18 protein-coding genes are annotated in these 13,849 nt (G+C 42.9%); 11 read left to right on the top strand and 7 right to left on the bottom strand.

Annotated elements, in window-relative coordinates; genetic code table 11:
- The first annotated feature begins 126 nt into the window (after positions 1-126).
- The 5 genes from FZC79_RS08870 to FZC79_RS08850 all read left to right on the top strand — a co-directional run bounded on the left by FZC79_RS08870 (position 127) and on the right by FZC79_RS08850 (position 4,438).
- Entirely contained in the window at positions 127-915 is a 789-nt protein-coding gene (locus tag FZC79_RS08870) for an ABC transporter ATP-binding protein (protein ID WP_148946457.1), read from the top strand.
- Positions 899-1,654 carry an ABC transporter permease gene (locus FZC79_RS08865; RefSeq protein ID WP_148946456.1) on the top strand — a complete coding sequence of 252 codons (756 nt, stop codon included), beginning with the start codon at positions 899-901 and terminating at the stop codon, positions 1,652-1,654. The genes FZC79_RS08870 and FZC79_RS08865 overlap by 17 nt, the downstream gene beginning before the upstream one ends.
- A 42-nt stretch (positions 1,655-1,696) precedes the next feature.
- Positions 1,697-2,698 (top strand): aliphatic sulfonate ABC transporter substrate-binding protein, encoded by a 1,002-nt coding sequence (locus FZC79_RS08860; protein ID WP_148946455.1) that lies wholly within the window; start codon positions 1,697-1,699, stop codon positions 2,696-2,698.
- A gap of 54 nt (positions 2,699-2,752) precedes the next feature.
- Complete coding sequence (locus tag FZC79_RS08855; protein ID WP_148946454.1) at positions 2,753-3,343, top strand: SCO family protein; 591 nt, start codon at positions 2,753-2,755, stop codon at positions 3,341-3,343.
- A gap of 78 nt (positions 3,344-3,421) precedes the next feature.
- Positions 3,422-4,438, top strand: coding sequence for a YeiH family protein (locus tag FZC79_RS08850; protein ID WP_148946453.1), 1,017 nt, complete (start codon positions 3,422-3,424; stop codon positions 4,436-4,438).
- 649 nt (positions 4,439-5,087) lie between these two features.
- On the opposite strand, the gene FZC79_RS08845 is transcribed toward FZC79_RS08850, so the two are convergent.
- The 3 genes from FZC79_RS08845 to FZC79_RS08835 form a co-directional block, all read right to left on the bottom strand.
- The gene (locus tag FZC79_RS08845) at positions 5,088-5,330 is read right to left on the bottom strand and encodes a hypothetical protein (protein ID WP_148946452.1); all 243 of its coding nucleotides are present in this window, start codon (positions 5,328-5,330) and stop codon (positions 5,088-5,090) included.
- Positions 5,331-5,447: 117 nt separating this feature from the next.
- Positions 5,448-5,639 carry a hypothetical protein gene (locus FZC79_RS08840; RefSeq protein WP_148946451.1) on the bottom strand — a complete coding sequence of 64 codons (192 nt, stop codon included), beginning with the start codon at positions 5,637-5,639 and terminating at the stop codon, positions 5,448-5,450.
- 104 nt (positions 5,640-5,743) lie between these two features.
- Positions 5,744-6,271, bottom strand: coding sequence for a superoxide dismutase family protein (locus FZC79_RS08835; protein WP_148946450.1), 528 nt, complete (start codon positions 6,269-6,271; stop codon positions 5,744-5,746).
- A gap of 130 nt (positions 6,272-6,401) precedes the next feature.
- Here FZC79_RS08835 and FZC79_RS23060 point away from each other — a divergent pair, with 130 nt between their 5' ends.
- The 4 genes from FZC79_RS23060 to FZC79_RS08820 all read left to right on the top strand — a co-directional run bounded on the left by FZC79_RS23060 (position 6,402) and on the right by FZC79_RS08820 (position 8,169).
- Entirely contained in the window at positions 6,402-6,575 is a 174-nt protein-coding gene (locus tag FZC79_RS23060; protein WP_187442707.1) for a hypothetical protein, read from the top strand.
- Between the two features lies 1 nt (position 6,576).
- The gene (locus FZC79_RS08830) at positions 6,577-6,771 is read left to right on the top strand and encodes a YwbE family protein (protein ID WP_148946449.1); all 195 of its coding nucleotides are present in this window, start codon (positions 6,577-6,579) and stop codon (positions 6,769-6,771) included.
- Positions 6,772-6,905: 134 nt separating this feature from the next.
- Complete coding sequence (locus FZC79_RS08825; RefSeq protein ID WP_148946448.1) at positions 6,906-7,328, top strand: pyridoxamine 5'-phosphate oxidase family protein; 423 nt, start codon at positions 6,906-6,908, stop codon at positions 7,326-7,328.
- 337 nt (positions 7,329-7,665) lie between these two features.
- Positions 7,666-8,169, top strand: coding sequence for a GNAT family N-acetyltransferase (locus tag FZC79_RS08820; RefSeq protein ID WP_148946447.1), 504 nt, complete (start codon positions 7,666-7,668; stop codon positions 8,167-8,169).
- 38 nt (positions 8,170-8,207) lie between these two features.
- On the opposite strand, the gene FZC79_RS08815 is transcribed toward FZC79_RS08820, so the two are convergent.
- Entirely contained in the window at positions 8,208-8,927 is a 720-nt protein-coding gene (locus tag FZC79_RS08815) for a YebC/PmpR family DNA-binding transcriptional regulator (protein WP_148946446.1), read from the bottom strand.
- Between the two features lie 294 nt (positions 8,928-9,221).
- On the opposite strand from FZC79_RS08815, the gene FZC79_RS08810 reads away from it, so the two are divergent.
- Positions 9,222-10,181 (top strand): S8 family peptidase, encoded by a 960-nt coding sequence (locus FZC79_RS08810; protein WP_148946445.1) that lies wholly within the window; start codon positions 9,222-9,224, stop codon positions 10,179-10,181.
- Positions 10,182-10,279: 98 nt separating this feature from the next.
- Here the strand turns inward: FZC79_RS08810 and FZC79_RS08805 are convergent, their stop codons facing one another.
- The gene (locus FZC79_RS08805; RefSeq protein ID WP_113930316.1) at positions 10,280-10,525 is read right to left on the bottom strand and encodes a YkuS family protein; all 246 of its coding nucleotides are present in this window, start codon (positions 10,523-10,525) and stop codon (positions 10,280-10,282) included.
- Positions 10,526-10,584: 59 nt separating this feature from the next.
- A complete protein-coding gene (locus tag FZC79_RS23055; protein WP_187442706.1) occupies positions 10,585-10,743 on the bottom strand; it encodes a hypothetical protein in 159 nt (52 codons plus the stop codon).
- Between the two features lie 177 nt (positions 10,744-10,920).
- Here FZC79_RS23055 and FZC79_RS08800 point away from each other — a divergent pair, with 177 nt between their 5' ends.
- The gene (locus FZC79_RS08800; RefSeq protein WP_148946444.1) at positions 10,921-11,355 is read left to right on the top strand and encodes a ferritin-like domain-containing protein; all 435 of its coding nucleotides are present in this window, start codon (positions 10,921-10,923) and stop codon (positions 11,353-11,355) included.
- A gap of 102 nt (positions 11,356-11,457) precedes the next feature.
- Here FZC79_RS08800 and FZC79_RS08795 read toward each other — a convergent pair whose 3' ends face one another.
- Positions 11,458-13,734 (bottom strand): ATP-dependent DNA helicase, encoded by a 2,277-nt coding sequence (locus FZC79_RS08795; protein ID WP_252183290.1) that lies wholly within the window; start codon positions 13,732-13,734, stop codon positions 11,458-11,460.
- Positions 13,735-13,849 lie beyond the last annotated feature (115 nt).

Genomic DNA, 13,849 nt, shown 5'->3' with positions numbered 1-13,849 from the left:
GATTCACCGATTTAAATTAAGAATAAGCAAAAATAGGCTCCCCTTGACAACTGGGAAGAATAGAATATAATTAACTTTTGTATTCCCGACTTTTTTTATATGAATTATGAGAATAGGTGATTATTAATGTTTATAAATATAGAAAATCTAAATAAGCAATTCAACGACAAGGATGGCCAGCCCATAACCGTTTTGAAGGACATTGACCTCAGTGTTGAAAAGGGAGAATTCGTTTCGATCCTTGGACCTTCCGGCTGCGGAAAATCGACTCTCCTTTCCATTGTCGCAGGATTGACTTCCGCTTCCTCAGGTGTCATTGAGGCTGCAGGTAAATCCATTAAAAAGCCTGGAAAAGACAGAGGCATGGTCTTTCAACAGGCCGCTTTGTTCCCTTGGCTGAACGTTCTGGATAACGTAACATTTCCCTTAAAAAAGGAAATGTCCAAGAATGACGCTGCCGAACAAGCAAAGAAATACCTGAAAATGGTGCAGCTGAGCAACTATCTTCACCATTACCCTCATGAGCTGTCAGGAGGAATGCAGCAGCGTGTGGCCATTGCCCGTGCTCTTGCCATGAACCCAGAAATCCTTTTGATGGATGAACCATTCGGTGCTCTTGATGAGCAGACACGCTCCCGCCTTCATGAACAGCTTGAGCGGATTTGGATGGAGACGAAGAAGACGGTCCTGTTTGTTACCCACAGCATCTCTGAGTCTATCAAGCTGTCCGATCGAATCATTGTAATGGGAACGAGGCCTGGAACGATCATAGCCGATATCAAGGTGGATATCCCCCGCCCCCGAGAAGAGCATAAAGAAGAGAGAATTGCTCTGGAGGAAGAAATCATGGTTCATCTTAAGAAAGAAATAGACAAAGTCATCAGTGAGGAATTAGCTTATGAAGCCAATAGTTAAAAGAATAATATTTTTCGCTATCATCCTATCGCTTTGGGAAGCCGGCGCCTATTTTGAGTTGTGGGCAAAAATCATACTTCCGGCGCCTTCCGATGTTTTTCAAGCTTTGAAAACAGGTTTTTCAGATATGACGCTTGTATACGATTTGATTGCAAGCTTCAAGCGGCTGGTTATCGGTCTCGGCATCGCCCTGGCCATAGGAACCAGCATCGGCATCCTTCTTGCCAAGTCCAAAACTGCTGACGAGACACTAGGTTCTCTGCTTCTCGCTTTCCAGAGTGTCCCTAGTATTGTTTGGCTGCCGCTGGCCATCATGTGGTTCGGTTTGAATGAAACATCCGTCATTTTTGTCGTTGTACTTGGAGGAACGTTCGTAATGGCCCTTAATATCCGGACCGGGATCCAGAACGTGTCCCCTCTTTACATCAAAGCAGCACAAACAATGGGTTCGAAGGGAATTGATTTATTCATCAGAGTCATCTTCCCGGCTTCCATCCCTTACGCCGTAACAGGTGCAAGACTTGCCTGGGCATTTGCCTGGAGAGCCTTGATGGCAGGAGAACTGCTCAGTACAGGGCCGGGACTTGGATATACTCTCCGTTTCGCGTCAGACTTCGGGGATATGTCGCTTGTGATCGGCGTTATGGTGATCATCGGTGTCATAGGTGCCGTCGTCGACCAGCTGATCTTCTCCCGCATTGAGAAAAATGTATTGAAACGCTGGGGTCTTCAATCTTAGACCCAAACCATTTTTAAAAAAAATAAATTCAGGAGGACACTCATGAAAAAAATAATAATGTTATTCACTGTGTTACTAACGTTTGCCGGTCTTTTAGCAGGCTGCGGCACATCTTCTAACTCTTCTGGTGAAGGCGGGACTAAAGAAAAAGTCATCTACGGTTACTTCCCTAACATTAATCATGTTCCCGCAATGGTTATGAAGGATCAAGGATACCTTGAAGCTGAGCTTGGGGACGGTACGGAAGTGGAATACAAAACATTTGCTGATGGAGCGGCTTTCATGACAGCCCTGAAAACAGGAGAAATCGATGCCGGTCTGGTTGGTCCCGGACCTGCAATGAATAATTACTCTACTGGAGCAGATGTTAAAATCATTGCCGGTGCTTCTACGGGCGGTACAGTCGTACTCGCTAGAAAAGACAGCGGAATTGAGTCTCCTGAAGATTTTGCAGGAAAAACATTCATTACTCCAGCTGTAGGATGTACTCATGATGTGCAAGTTGAGACGTTCATGAAAGACTTGGGTATCACTTCTGAACGGATAGGCGGTACAATGCGTCACATCACTGGTAATCCAGCGCAATATCAAGCAATGTTCGAAAGCGGAAAAATTGACATTGCCGTTGCACCTGAACCTTGGGCAGCAGTACTAGAGCAGGAAACAGGCGCTGAAGTCATCATCAACGCGGATGAAGTTTCTTTCGGTGAAACCCTTCCTGCATCTGTTATGGCTGCATCCGGCAAAATGGTCGAAGAAAACCCGGAATTAATCCAAAAGATAGTGGATGCTCATAAAAAAGCGACACAATTCATTATGGATAACCCAGAAGAAGCAAAAGCAACCACCATTAATGATGTAAAAGACGTAACAGGCCAAGAGTTAGACGAGAAAGTTGTCGATGGTGCCTGGGAAAGAATAGGCTTCACGTATGAAGTTGATTCAGAAGCTGTTCAAGCATTCGCTGACTCTTCTTATGAACTGAAATTCCTTAAAGAAAAGCCGGATTTCACAGACCTTATCGATAAACAATTCATCCAATAATCATCCAGCGGCTGATCCTCAATGTGGATCAGCCGTTTTTAAGGGGGACAAATCATGAAATCGATTAAAACTGCCTTACTCCTCATTTTCGCAGGATTACTTTTCGCAGGGTGCTCCAGCTCGGAAAATATTGAAGAGACATTCCCTATGAGTATGGAAATAGAGGAATTTTCGGCCGTCAATCAGGACGGAGAGGCTGTAACGTTAAACGAGCTAAAAGGACGCATTACGATTGCCGATTTTATATTTACCAGCTGTGACACGGTCTGCCTTCCCATGACGGCAAATATGGCCCATTTGCAAAAAAATTTGAAGGAAGCAAATCTAGAGGAAGATGTTAAACTCATCTCCTTCAGCATTGATCCGGAGAACGACACACCAGAGGTTTTAACCGAATACAGCCAGCGTTATGAAGCAGATTTAGCTCACTGGGATTTCCTGACGGGGTATACGCAAGAAGAAATCGAACTGTTCGCCAACCGATCTTTTAACACACCGGCTGCTAAAGTGGAAGGATCCAATCAATTCGTTCACGGCACATCCTTTTACTTAATCAGTGAAAATGGCACTGTCTTAAAACAATATGAAGGTGTAAGTGACCCTCCTTTTGATGAAATGATCGATGACATTAAGAAATTGAACTAATTTCCTCTCACTTTTGATAAGATACTAATAGGAAACTCAGTATTGAATACAACAATTGCTTAGCAGCATAGAGGAGCAGTGGATGATTTGCAGGACGTTTTGAACAAAAGGATTGCTGCACGCCTCCCACAATGGAGCAGCGGCATCCTTTTATTATTGATCATAGCAGGGGCAGCTAAATATCTTGGCACCCTTTTCCCTCTCGTGGGAAGTATTTTATTTGCCATCATCCTTGGTATTGCCATTAATAATACCGTTGGAGTACATGCGGGTTTTCAGCCTGGGCTCTCACTCACCTTGAAAAAGCTATTGAAAGCGGCAGTGGTCATGCTCGGGGTCAGCCTCAGCTTCTCCGACATCCTCTTGATCGGAAGACAATCGCTTTGGATCATTTTGGTCTCTGTCATACTGGGAATTGTTATGACCGTGTGGGCAGGAAGCCTGCTGAAGATGGACCGCAAACTCTCTTTGCTGATTGGGGTCGGAACAAGCATTTGCGGGGCAACGGCCATTTCCGCAGTTAAAGGAGTCATAGACTCTGATGATAATGAAACGGCATATGCCATTTCCATCATCGTCTTTTTTAATCTTATTGCCTTTTTCTTATATCCGATGATCGGACATGTGCTGGATCTGAATTCCATGTCGTTTGGCATCTGGGCGGGCACAGCAGTCCATGATACTTCTTCGGCCATCGCAGTTGGATATGTATACGGAAATGAAGCCGGCCAAGTCGCAACTACCGTGAAGCTGGCAAGGACCCTGTTTCTGCTTCCGCTGATTCTGTTGCTCCCGCTGCTTTTGAAAACCGATAAACCAACCGGCACAAAAGCTGCAAGAAAAGCATTTCCCTGGTTTGTCCTTCTGTTCCTGGCTGTAAGTATCGTGAATTCGTTCGGCATCATTCCAGGAGCTGTTGAAGAAGCAGTGACAGACACCGCAAAATTCATCATCATTATGGTAATGGCCGCTGTCGGCTTGCAGGTGAACCTCAAGCAGTTCGCCAAACTTGGATGGAAACCGTTGATTGCCGGATTGGCAGCGTCCCTTACTGTATCTGTGGTCAGTTTGGTTATGATCTTGTTTTTATTGTAAAATGATTGGATCAGGAGAGCCTTAACTATTTGAGGGCAAAACCAATGCGGTTTTGCCCTCTTCTTTATTATGAGCTTGTCTATGAGCGTGGTGAGTGTTCGTAAGTTTGCAGCGTTTTTAAACTGCATCAGATCTTCAAAAACTAGAATTACATGCTGTATAAAGTCCTTTTATATGGCATCAACTCTACCTTAACTAGATTAACATGCTGTTCAAAGTTCTTTTATACGGCATCACATCCACCCAATCAGAATTACATGCTGTATAAAGTCCTTTTATATGGCATCAACTCTTCCTAAACTAGATTTACATGCTGTATAAGGTCCTTTTATACCGCATCAACTCTTCCTTAACTAGATGTGCATGCTGTATAAAGTCCTTTTATATGGCATCAACTCTTCCTTAACTAGAATTACATGCTGTATAAGGTCCTTTTATACGGCATCAACTCTACCTTTACTAGAATTACATGCTATATAAGGTCCTTTTATACGGCATCAACTTTCCCTAAACTAGATTTACATGCTGTATAAAGTCCTTTTATATGGCATCAACTCTACCTAAACTAGACTTACATGCTGTAAAAAGATCTCTTTGTACGATCCCTGTGTGTCTGTAAAATATGTAGTTCACCAGGGCTTCCTGCTCTTCAATACTTCTTCTGAAAAAATTTAGAAACAAAGGCTGCCAGCAAAGCGGCAGTTAGTAGAAAGATTAGACTGAAGTACGAAAAGCCTCCGCCGAAAGAAACCTCACTCGATAAAACGGTGCTTGTCTCCCAAACCTCTTCTATATCTGGTGTATACAACGCTGTAAGGATTAAACCAGATCCAATTTGCAAGACAGTATACAATACAAGAAAGCTGATCAAGAAGATCAAAACTTTTTTCAAAATAGCACCCTCCCATATTTTTATCCTCGGTAAAAACCTTTGTACTATTTTATACGACTCCAACCAATAAAAGTTTCAATATCCTAGTTTTCACCTTAACAATTCAACCTCAACTTCTTAAACATTCTTCATTCTTGAAATATTCCTTGAGACCATCAGACCAGTAAATCCGGCTAAAAAGGACGGCGGCAGGCTCCAGATAAGATAGCCCCACTCGCCGGTAATTAAGGAAATGAACAGAAAAAACACCGGCAAACCAATTAGAACTGCTAAAGATACAATCATGGGTAACCCAGCTTTTTTCAACATATTGCCCCCCCTATACATTTAGTTAATTCCAATTATTTCAAAATAAACCTTAACATTCAATCTTTATAAAAAAAATGAGTACAGAAAAGTCTGCACTCCAAAGATCATTGATATTTCAAAATCAAGCCGCAAGCCAGTCGCTTCCCGGCGTCGCCCGATGGCTGGGACCGGTAATCATCCGGACTCTGGTGAATGATGACAGCTTTCCCCACAATGTCCTCCGGCTTGAATCTGTTGGTAAAGAAAGTCATTCTCGCATAGCCGTTATTGGAAAAAAGGACCGGAAAATCACCTGCATGGTTTCCATGGGGTTCACCGTCAGGGTTCCAGTGGCCGCCGGCTGCTTTAAACGGCTCTTCTTTGTCACCGATTTCACAACTGCCATTTTCATGAAGGTGAAACCCGTGTGGTCCAATCGGATTCTGCTTCCCTTGTGCTGGCGAGAACTCCGGGAGCCCATTTACTTCTACATGAACCTCCGTCCCATTTGGCACTTCTCTGAAAAAGACATATCCTTTTAAGTTTGGAGCCAGAGGCCCCCCTTCAATTTGGGCATAGGAAATCGAAGGAACATTTCTATAAGGAAGATATCCGTTATAATATCCCTGCTGAATACCATAATAATAAGACATTTTACCACCACTCCTCCTGTTGGGCTTTTGTCAACTATCCTATGTAATTACGCCCAATTCCGTGAATGTCTTACTTTCGTGTTCAGTTTGATCTATAATAGATGAAAACAGATGAAGGAGAGACATCCAGATGTCATCAACAGAGAAAAAGAAAATCAGCCTTGCAGAAGCAATGAAAGAAAAGCTCGCACAAAAGAAACAACAATCCGGCAGCAACCCCAACAGACTTGTGAAATCGACCCAGCCGCTCAAAAGCCAGCTCACCAAAAAGCCTAATAATCAAAAGAAAAGAACGGGGGTTTAATTTGAACGGTCAACAGCGTGCCAATATTAAACCGGGGATCGAAGTTGATATCGTCCTGAAAAAAGACCAGAGAAGCGGAAATACCACGAGGGGTACTGTAAAAGATATCCTCACCAACTCGGCAACGCATCCCCACGGCATTAAAGTCCGCCTTGCAGATGGACAGGTTGGCAGGGTAAAAACTATAATCGGATAAACACTATCCCGGGTGCCCGGAAACCATACAGTCTGGTTTCCAGGCACCTTTTTTTATTGGGCACATCCGCATGTTTATAAATCCTCCTATAAAGGAATAAATACAAGTGAAATAAATCAAAAGGAGATGAGATTTTGTCACAAACCGATTTGAAGCAAGAAGTTCTGAATGTCCTTGAAAACAGCATGGTTGGAACGCTGGCTACCGTTGTTGAAAACAAACCTCATTCTCGATACATGACTTTTTTCAATGAGGACCTTACACTCTTAACACCTACCAGCAGCGAAACCCATAAAGCCGATGAAATTGAGCAGAACCCAAATGTCCATGTATTGCTTGGATATGAAGGAGAAGGCTACGGAGACGCTTATGTTGAGGTCGAAGGAAAAGTTCAGATCAGCAAAGATGAAAGCCTGAAAGAAAAGCTTTGGAGTGACGAAATGAAAAAATGGTTTAAAGGACCGGACGACCCGGACTTAATCATTTTGGAGATTCATCCAACTCAATACCGTTTGATGAATAAGAATGGTGAAGAGCCGAAAGTACTTGATTTGTAAGAGTCTAAAGGCAAGCACGCAGGATTGCGTGCTTGCCTCTTTTTATTCCTCTATGGATTTGCGAACTAAGAATAAAACCCCTGTAAATGCTTTGCCACTCCAACAATAGTTGCCTAATTATTTAACTGAGTGATGAACCTGGTTGTTTTCTAGGCAGCTAAATTCTTATCCTCCCTTCACTCCGCCCTTTTTTCCATGTTTAGAAGGAAAATTTCAAATGAAAGAAGAACCAAGAAGAGTAGAGAAAAGTATAGCAGCCGGACTGTCTTTCTCAGAAGCAGGACTACCCTGAATATATTTAATCGCTTGCTTAGTTAGATTTTAAAGGAGGATAAGTATGAAAATACGCTTATCAGAAGTTCATGAGATTCAACAGATTCAAATGCAGCGTATTGCGGCTTATGAAGAACATGCTCGAAAGCTTTCTGATGTTCATTGGGAAGGCTTAAAAAGTGCAATTTCTTCTGGTTCCGGCGAAGAAGGCGGTGCGGAAGTATTAGTTGCAGAAATAGAAGGGAAAATTGTCGGAAGTGTAGTGTTGTATCCAGGTAACACTGATGCCTATAAAGGGCTTTTCACCGTTTCTGCCCATCCTGAAATCAGGATGCTGGCTGTGGACACCCATGCAAGAAAACAAGGGGTTGCCAGGCAGTTGATTGAAGAATGCATCCGCCGTTCTGAAGAAAATGGCTGTGAATATATCGGGCTTCATACTGGTGAATTCATGGAAGATGCAATCCGCTTGTATGAAAAAATTGGCTTTCAACATCAACCTAAAAAAAATTTCGAACCAGTAAATGACGGGGTAATGGTTAAATCTTACATACTTAAAATACAATAAAAATGCCCTCCCCAAGGTGGGAAGGGCATTGATGGAAATCAATCTCCCAAATCTACGTTATGATAAACCTGCTGAACATCTTCCAAGTCTTCAATGGCATCGATCAATTTTTCAAAATCGGCTTGAGTTTCCTCTGGAAGGCTGATGTCATTCTGCGCAAGCATCGTTAATTCTGCCACAGTGAAATCTGTTACTCCGGCATCTCTGAAAGCTTGTTGAACTGCATGGAATTGATCAGGTTCCGCATAGATGATGACAGCTTCATCTTCTTCAATGATATCTCTGGCATCAACGTCGGCGTCCATCAGGATTTCGAGAGCTTCTTCGGCACTCCTTCCTTCCATTCCCACAACAGCCGTTGCATCGAACATATAAGCAACAGATCCGCTCACACCCATATTACCGCCATTTTTACCGAAAGCGGCGCGGACTTCAGAAGCCGTTCTATTTACATTGTTTGTTAAAGCATCAACAATGATCATCGATCCGTTTGGACCAAACCCCTCATAACGGAGCTGATCAAAGTTCTCTTCAGTGCCGCCTTTTGCTTTTTCCAGTGCGCGGTCAATGATATTTCTTGGTACATTATATGTTTTGGCGCGCTCAAGAACGAACTTCAAAGGCTGATTGGCTTCCGGATCCGGCTCTCCCTGCTTGGCGACAACATAGATTTCCTTGGCAAATTTAGAATAGATACGACTCGTATTTGCATCTTTTGAAGCTTTCTTTTCTTTGATATTATTCCACTTACGACCCATAGTTTCCACTCTCTTTCAAATTGTTACTAGACTTCCTTTCTATTATAACGCAATTGGCTGAGATGTTTCGAGATTAATTCCTGAGAAAGTAATACCCATGCCTTGTAAAGTGCATTCATTCTTCAGAAAAGTTTGCTGAATTGATTTCCGCTCCAGGTACGCTGACTGCATGGGGCGGGCCGTATAAGCTCACTCTACTATCGAACTATTACTTTTCACTCTTCCAAAATGATCCTATTTGTGTTATATTTTCTGAAAGTTCAGTTTTTATCTTGATTTTCAGGAGGAATGCTTATGAAGGGTTCAGTAAGATTAATTCCTTATGTTAAAGAAGAAATCATGGAAACTGCATCAGAAATGCCTGCGGGGGTGGATTTGGTACAAGCCCCGAAACTTTGGAAATCAGTCAAAGGCAAAGGAGTTACGGTCGCTGTTTTGGACACAGGTTGTGATATAGATCACGATGATCTTCAGGGACGGATTGTGGGTACCCGCAACTTTACGAATGATGATGATGGCAATGAAGAGAACGTAACAGACTACAACGGACATGGCACACATGTAGCCGGAACAATAGCAGCAAACGAAAATGGATCTGGAGTAGTGGGGGTAGCTCCGGAAGCCAGCCTGCTGATTATTAAAGTATTGGCGGGAGAACAAGGCAGCGGAAGATACGATTGGATCGTGGATGGAATTCAGTATGCTATTGATCAAGGGGTAGACATCATTTCCATGTCTCTCGGCGGACCATCTGATTATGAGCCTCTTCATGAGGTGATCAAGCAGGCGGTTGATCAAAATATCTCTGTTGTTTGTGCAGCGGGTAATGAAGGAGACGAAGACGCAGATACTGATGAGCTCTCTTATCCTGCTTGCTACAATGAGGTCATTTCAGTCGGGGCCATTGACTTTGAGCGAAATTCTTCCTATTTCACCAACTCTAATAATGAAGTTGATCTCGTAGCTCCGGGAGAAAAGATACTTTCCACCATTCCTGGAGGTAAATTTGCCAAATTCAGCGGCACATCAATGTCAGCACCCCATGTGTCAGGGGCAATAGCTCTGGTAAAGCTTCTTGAAGAGTCCAGTTTTGATAGAAAGTTGTCGGAATGTGAAATTTACGCCCAGCTTGTTAAACGGACAATCCCACTGGGCTATCCTAAATCACTCGAAGGGAACGGACTTCTCTACCTGACAGCACCTGACTTGCTCCGGGAGTATTTACAACAGAATCAAATGTCTTTATCAGTGTGAATGTCTCTGAAATAGCAAAGTGTTAATGATTATACAAAAAAAGCGAAATCAAAGGTTATGTATGGTACCCTTTTGATTTCGCTTTTTAAATTTCATTTTCAGCGCAGTTTGCTCTCCACCTGCTGACAAACCTCGTCAGCGCTTAAGCCGTTTGCTTCGATAACAGAACCTTGAGTGACCACGTTTGCAATCCCCATGACATTGGAATCCAGTCCAGTCAGGACACAGCAGTCACAGCCTTGTGCATCAGTCTCCTGCTTCAATTCCACGACATCATGACCTTTTTCACGAAGTGCTTGTACAACATTTTGAAGAGATTCTTCTACTCCAATTCTTCTTGACATGTCTCCACACCTCCTTAACATACTCATAGGATTTTCCATCAAAGGCAATGGTATTCATTTTATTTTTTGTTTTTTTGTCGTCCGCTCTTTTTTTGGCTTTGACTATGACTGTTCCCTGCCTGAAAATCATCAGTGCTGAATTCGACATCATTCTTCCCTTGCTGTTTAGCCAGTTGTTTTGAGGTTTGGTCTGGATTCATCTTGCCTTGTTTACTCATTTTGGTTCCCTCCACTATATTCTTTTCTGAAACCCAAAGCCGCAGCTTTGATATTCGACCATAGTCTTTGCAAAACCCTTGGAATTTATAAGCCGCACCTTTTTAAGAGCTAGTTTAATCTCGAATTAAAGGGGTATTAATAAAATATCAGCAATTAAATGGAGGATGATTTTTGAGATGGAACAAAATTTACAAGAATTAATTGATGGGTTAAATGAAGATTTAGCAAACGAATATACAGCACAGATCATGTACACAAACTATGCTGCAGTCGTTTCAGGTCTGCATCGCGCAGTGCTTAAGCCTTTCTTTGAAGGAGAAGTCGGTGATGAACAAGGCCACGCCCTATACTTGGCTGAAAAAATCAAAACACTAGGCGGTACTCCAACAACGACTCCGGCTCCTGTGAAGCAGACTGATAATGTGAAGGAAATGCTTCAGGCAGCACGTCAAGCTGAGAAAGAAACGATTGACCGCTACAAAGTGCGTAAAGAACAGGCAGAAGCATTAGGATTAACTGAGCTGGTTGTTAAATTAGACGATCTTATCTCTGATGAAACACACCACATGGAAGAGCTTGACCGCATGCTGATGGATCCTGCTTTTCAATAAATAATAGATAGAAAAAAGCTTTCTCCGATTTGGGGAAAGCTTTTTTCGTGATCAACTGAATTTATGTGTAAATAGCGAGCCAAAGGTCATTTTTTGATTAATTTATATCACCGTAAAATCCAGCCATTCCTCCGGAAGCAGCCCCTGGTATTTTGGGGTCAAATACCGGTCATCGACAAGCACGATCACACCTGTGTCTTCCTCTGTTCGAATCAGCCTGCCTCCAGCTTGAAGAACCTTGTTCACACCGGGAAGGATATAAGAATAGTCGTAACCATTTTTATGGAGCTTATTGAAATGATCTTTGATAATCTCTCTCTCCGGCCCCAGTTGAGGAAGCCCTACTCCGACAATGATCACCCCATTGAGCCGGTCTCCCTTCAAATCAATGCCTTCCGAAAAAATGCCTCCAAGAACAGCAAATCCAATGAGAGGAGATACTCTGTCAGCATGAAAAGCTTGCAAGAATGCTTCCCGCTCATCTTCTGTCATACCTGCTGATTGGATAAGCACATCAGCATCAGGATCACTTTTCATAAAAGCTTCATAAACCTCATTCATATAGCGGTAGGATGGAAAGAAATACAAATAGTTTCCGTGACGCTGCTTCATTAATTCCTGAGGGAGGGAAACTAAGGGCTGGATGCTCCTTTCCCTGTCCCTGTATCTTGTTGACAACGGCTTCAGGAAAACTTGTGAATTTTCCTTTGGAAATGGAGAAGGAATTCTGAAACGATAGTCCTCATTTTCACCGCCCAACAGCTCGAAATAGTAAGGAAATGGCGACAAGGTGGCTGAAAAGAATACGGCTGATGAGAAGCTTTTGCTTGTGCGGCTTAGAAGTTCAGATGGATTCAGACAGAAAAGCCTGATTATCGTCTCTCTTTTGCCACTATCAATATAGGTAACATAATCCTCATTAAATAAGGAGGAAATCTTAATAAAATTATGTGCTGCAAAGTAGGTCTCGAGCAAGGTGCTTTCCCCGCTCTGTCCCGCCAGCTCTGTTTCAGCACTGCCTATGAATCTCTCAAGCAGTTCCACCAGCTCAGGAAAAGCCTCTTTATAAACTGCCTTTCCTGTTTCCTCATACTGTTTTCTCAAACTGATAAAAAAACGATTGATTTCATGGCTGACCGTATATAGCTCTTTGTTCTTTTCCTTATAACTGCGTTTAAGTTCTAAGAATGAAGACTTCTCCAGCTCGGCTGAAAACATCGCCCTTCCCCTGTCTACAAGATTATGGGCTTCGTCTGTGAGGAGGACAGTCCGTTTTTTCTGTGAATCAGATAATCTTTTCAGGGAGACCCGCGGGTCAAAGATATAGTTGTAGTCACATATGACTGCGTCCGCTATATAGGAAAGATCAATGGAAAATTCGAATGGACAGACTCTGTGCTTTCTTCCATATTGCTCTATGATCTGCCTGGTCATCCTTGTTTCATTCCTGATTATATCCATTACGGCTTCATTGATTTTGTCGTAATAGCCTTCAGCAAATGGACAGGAGTCACTTTGGCAGAGGCCCTCTTCCTTTAAACACGCCTTATCTTTGGCTGTAATGGTAAGCGTTTTGGCCGCCAATCCTTTTTGCTCAAGCATTTCAAAAGCTTCTTCTGCCGTTGTCCTCGTAATCGTTTTTGCTGTTAAATAATAGAGTTTGTCTATTGATTCTTCCGCCAACGCCTTTACGCTTGGAAAGATCGTAGAGATGGTCTTCCCTGTACCGGTCGGCGCGTTGGCAAATAGGGTTTTCTTTTCCTTTATGGTCTTATAGACAGCTCCTGCAAGATGGCGCTGGCCTTTTCTATACTCTTTGAAGGGAAACTGAAGCTCCTTGGCTGATTCATTCCGTTTCTCCTTGTTGGTGGTCAGCAGTTCAGCGAAAGGATAGTAAACTTCAATTGTGTTTGACGCAAAGTCCTCAAGCTGCTTCAGCGTAAAGCGCTTCAGGTAATGAATCATTTCTTCTGTTTCCACGTGGATGTATGTAAGCCTGACCGAAATCTCTTGAAGATCATGATCCTTGGCGTAAATAAAAGCATAGAACTTCCCCTGCGCCCAGTGAACCGGGTATGAATCCTCTGCCATGTCATCCAAATTGGAACGAGTCGACTTTATCTCATCGATGATCACGTCTTCACCTTCAAAAATCAGTCCGTCACATCGGCCTTCCACTATGAAGGTCAAATCTTTAAAAGTGAGGACAGTGCTCAAGAACTCCTCTGCCCGGTCTCCCTCTTTGTAGTTTTTCTGGATTTTCTTATGGAGACGGGTTCCTTCAGTCATTGAGGAGGTGGTGTGGAATCTCTGATCGATACTGCCGCTTTTATAAACATACTCAACTAGATTCCTTACAGAAACTCTCACTTCCTTCAAGCCTGGTTCCTCCTCTCCATCTCACTGATGTCAAATCATTTTTTTCAAAGCTTATTGTTTTGCAGGACTAATGGCAGGACAGGATAACCGGCAGCTGCTTTTGGACAGTATTCGT

The organism is Rossellomorea vietnamensis (assembly GCF_008180615.1).
Classification (GTDB): Bacteria; Bacillota; Bacilli; order Bacillales; family Bacillaceae_B; genus Rossellomorea; species Rossellomorea vietnamensis_D.
This window is presented reverse-complemented; position numbering and strand designations above follow the sequence as displayed.

Excerpts from the sequence above, each read along its gene's own strand:
- FZC79_RS08870 (WP_148946457.1), top strand. The coding sequence starts at position 127 with ATGTTTATAAATATAGAAAATCTAAATAAGCAATTCAACGACAAGGAT.
- FZC79_RS08865 (WP_148946456.1), top strand. The coding sequence starts at position 899 with ATGAAGCCAATAGTTAAAAGAATAATATTTTTCGCTATCATCCTATCG.
- FZC79_RS08860 (WP_148946455.1), top strand. The coding sequence starts at position 1,697 with ATGAAAAAAATAATAATGTTATTCACTGTGTTACTAACGTTTGCCGGT.
- FZC79_RS08855 (WP_148946454.1), top strand. The coding sequence starts at position 2,753 with ATGAAATCGATTAAAACTGCCTTACTCCTCATTTTCGCAGGATTACTT.
- FZC79_RS08840 (WP_148946451.1), bottom strand. The coding sequence starts at position 5,639 with ATGTTGAAAAAAGCTGGGTTACCCATGATTGTATCTTTAGCAGTTCTA.
- FZC79_RS08835 (WP_148946450.1), bottom strand. The coding sequence starts at position 6,271 with ATGTCTTATTATTATGGTATTCAGCAGGGATATTATAACGGATATCTT.
- FZC79_RS23060 (WP_187442707.1), top strand. The coding sequence starts at position 6,402 with ATGTCATCAACAGAGAAAAAGAAAATCAGCCTTGCAGAAGCAATGAAA.
- FZC79_RS08820 (WP_148946447.1), top strand. The coding sequence starts at position 7,666 with ATGAAAATACGCTTATCAGAAGTTCATGAGATTCAACAGATTCAAATG.
- FZC79_RS08815 (WP_148946446.1), bottom strand. The coding sequence starts at position 8,927 with ATGGGTCGTAAGTGGAATAATATCAAAGAAAAGAAAGCTTCAAAAGAT.
- FZC79_RS08810 (WP_148946445.1), top strand. The coding sequence starts at position 9,222 with ATGAAGGGTTCAGTAAGATTAATTCCTTATGTTAAAGAAGAAATCATG.
- FZC79_RS08805 (WP_113930316.1), bottom strand. The coding sequence starts at position 10,525 with ATGTCAAGAAGAATTGGAGTAGAAGAATCTCTTCAAAATGTTGTACAA.
- FZC79_RS23055 (WP_187442706.1), bottom strand. The coding sequence starts at position 10,743 with ATGAGTAAACAAGGCAAGATGAATCCAGACCAAACCTCAAAACAACTG.
- FZC79_RS08800 (WP_148946444.1), top strand. The coding sequence starts at position 10,921 with ATGGAACAAAATTTACAAGAATTAATTGATGGGTTAAATGAAGATTTA.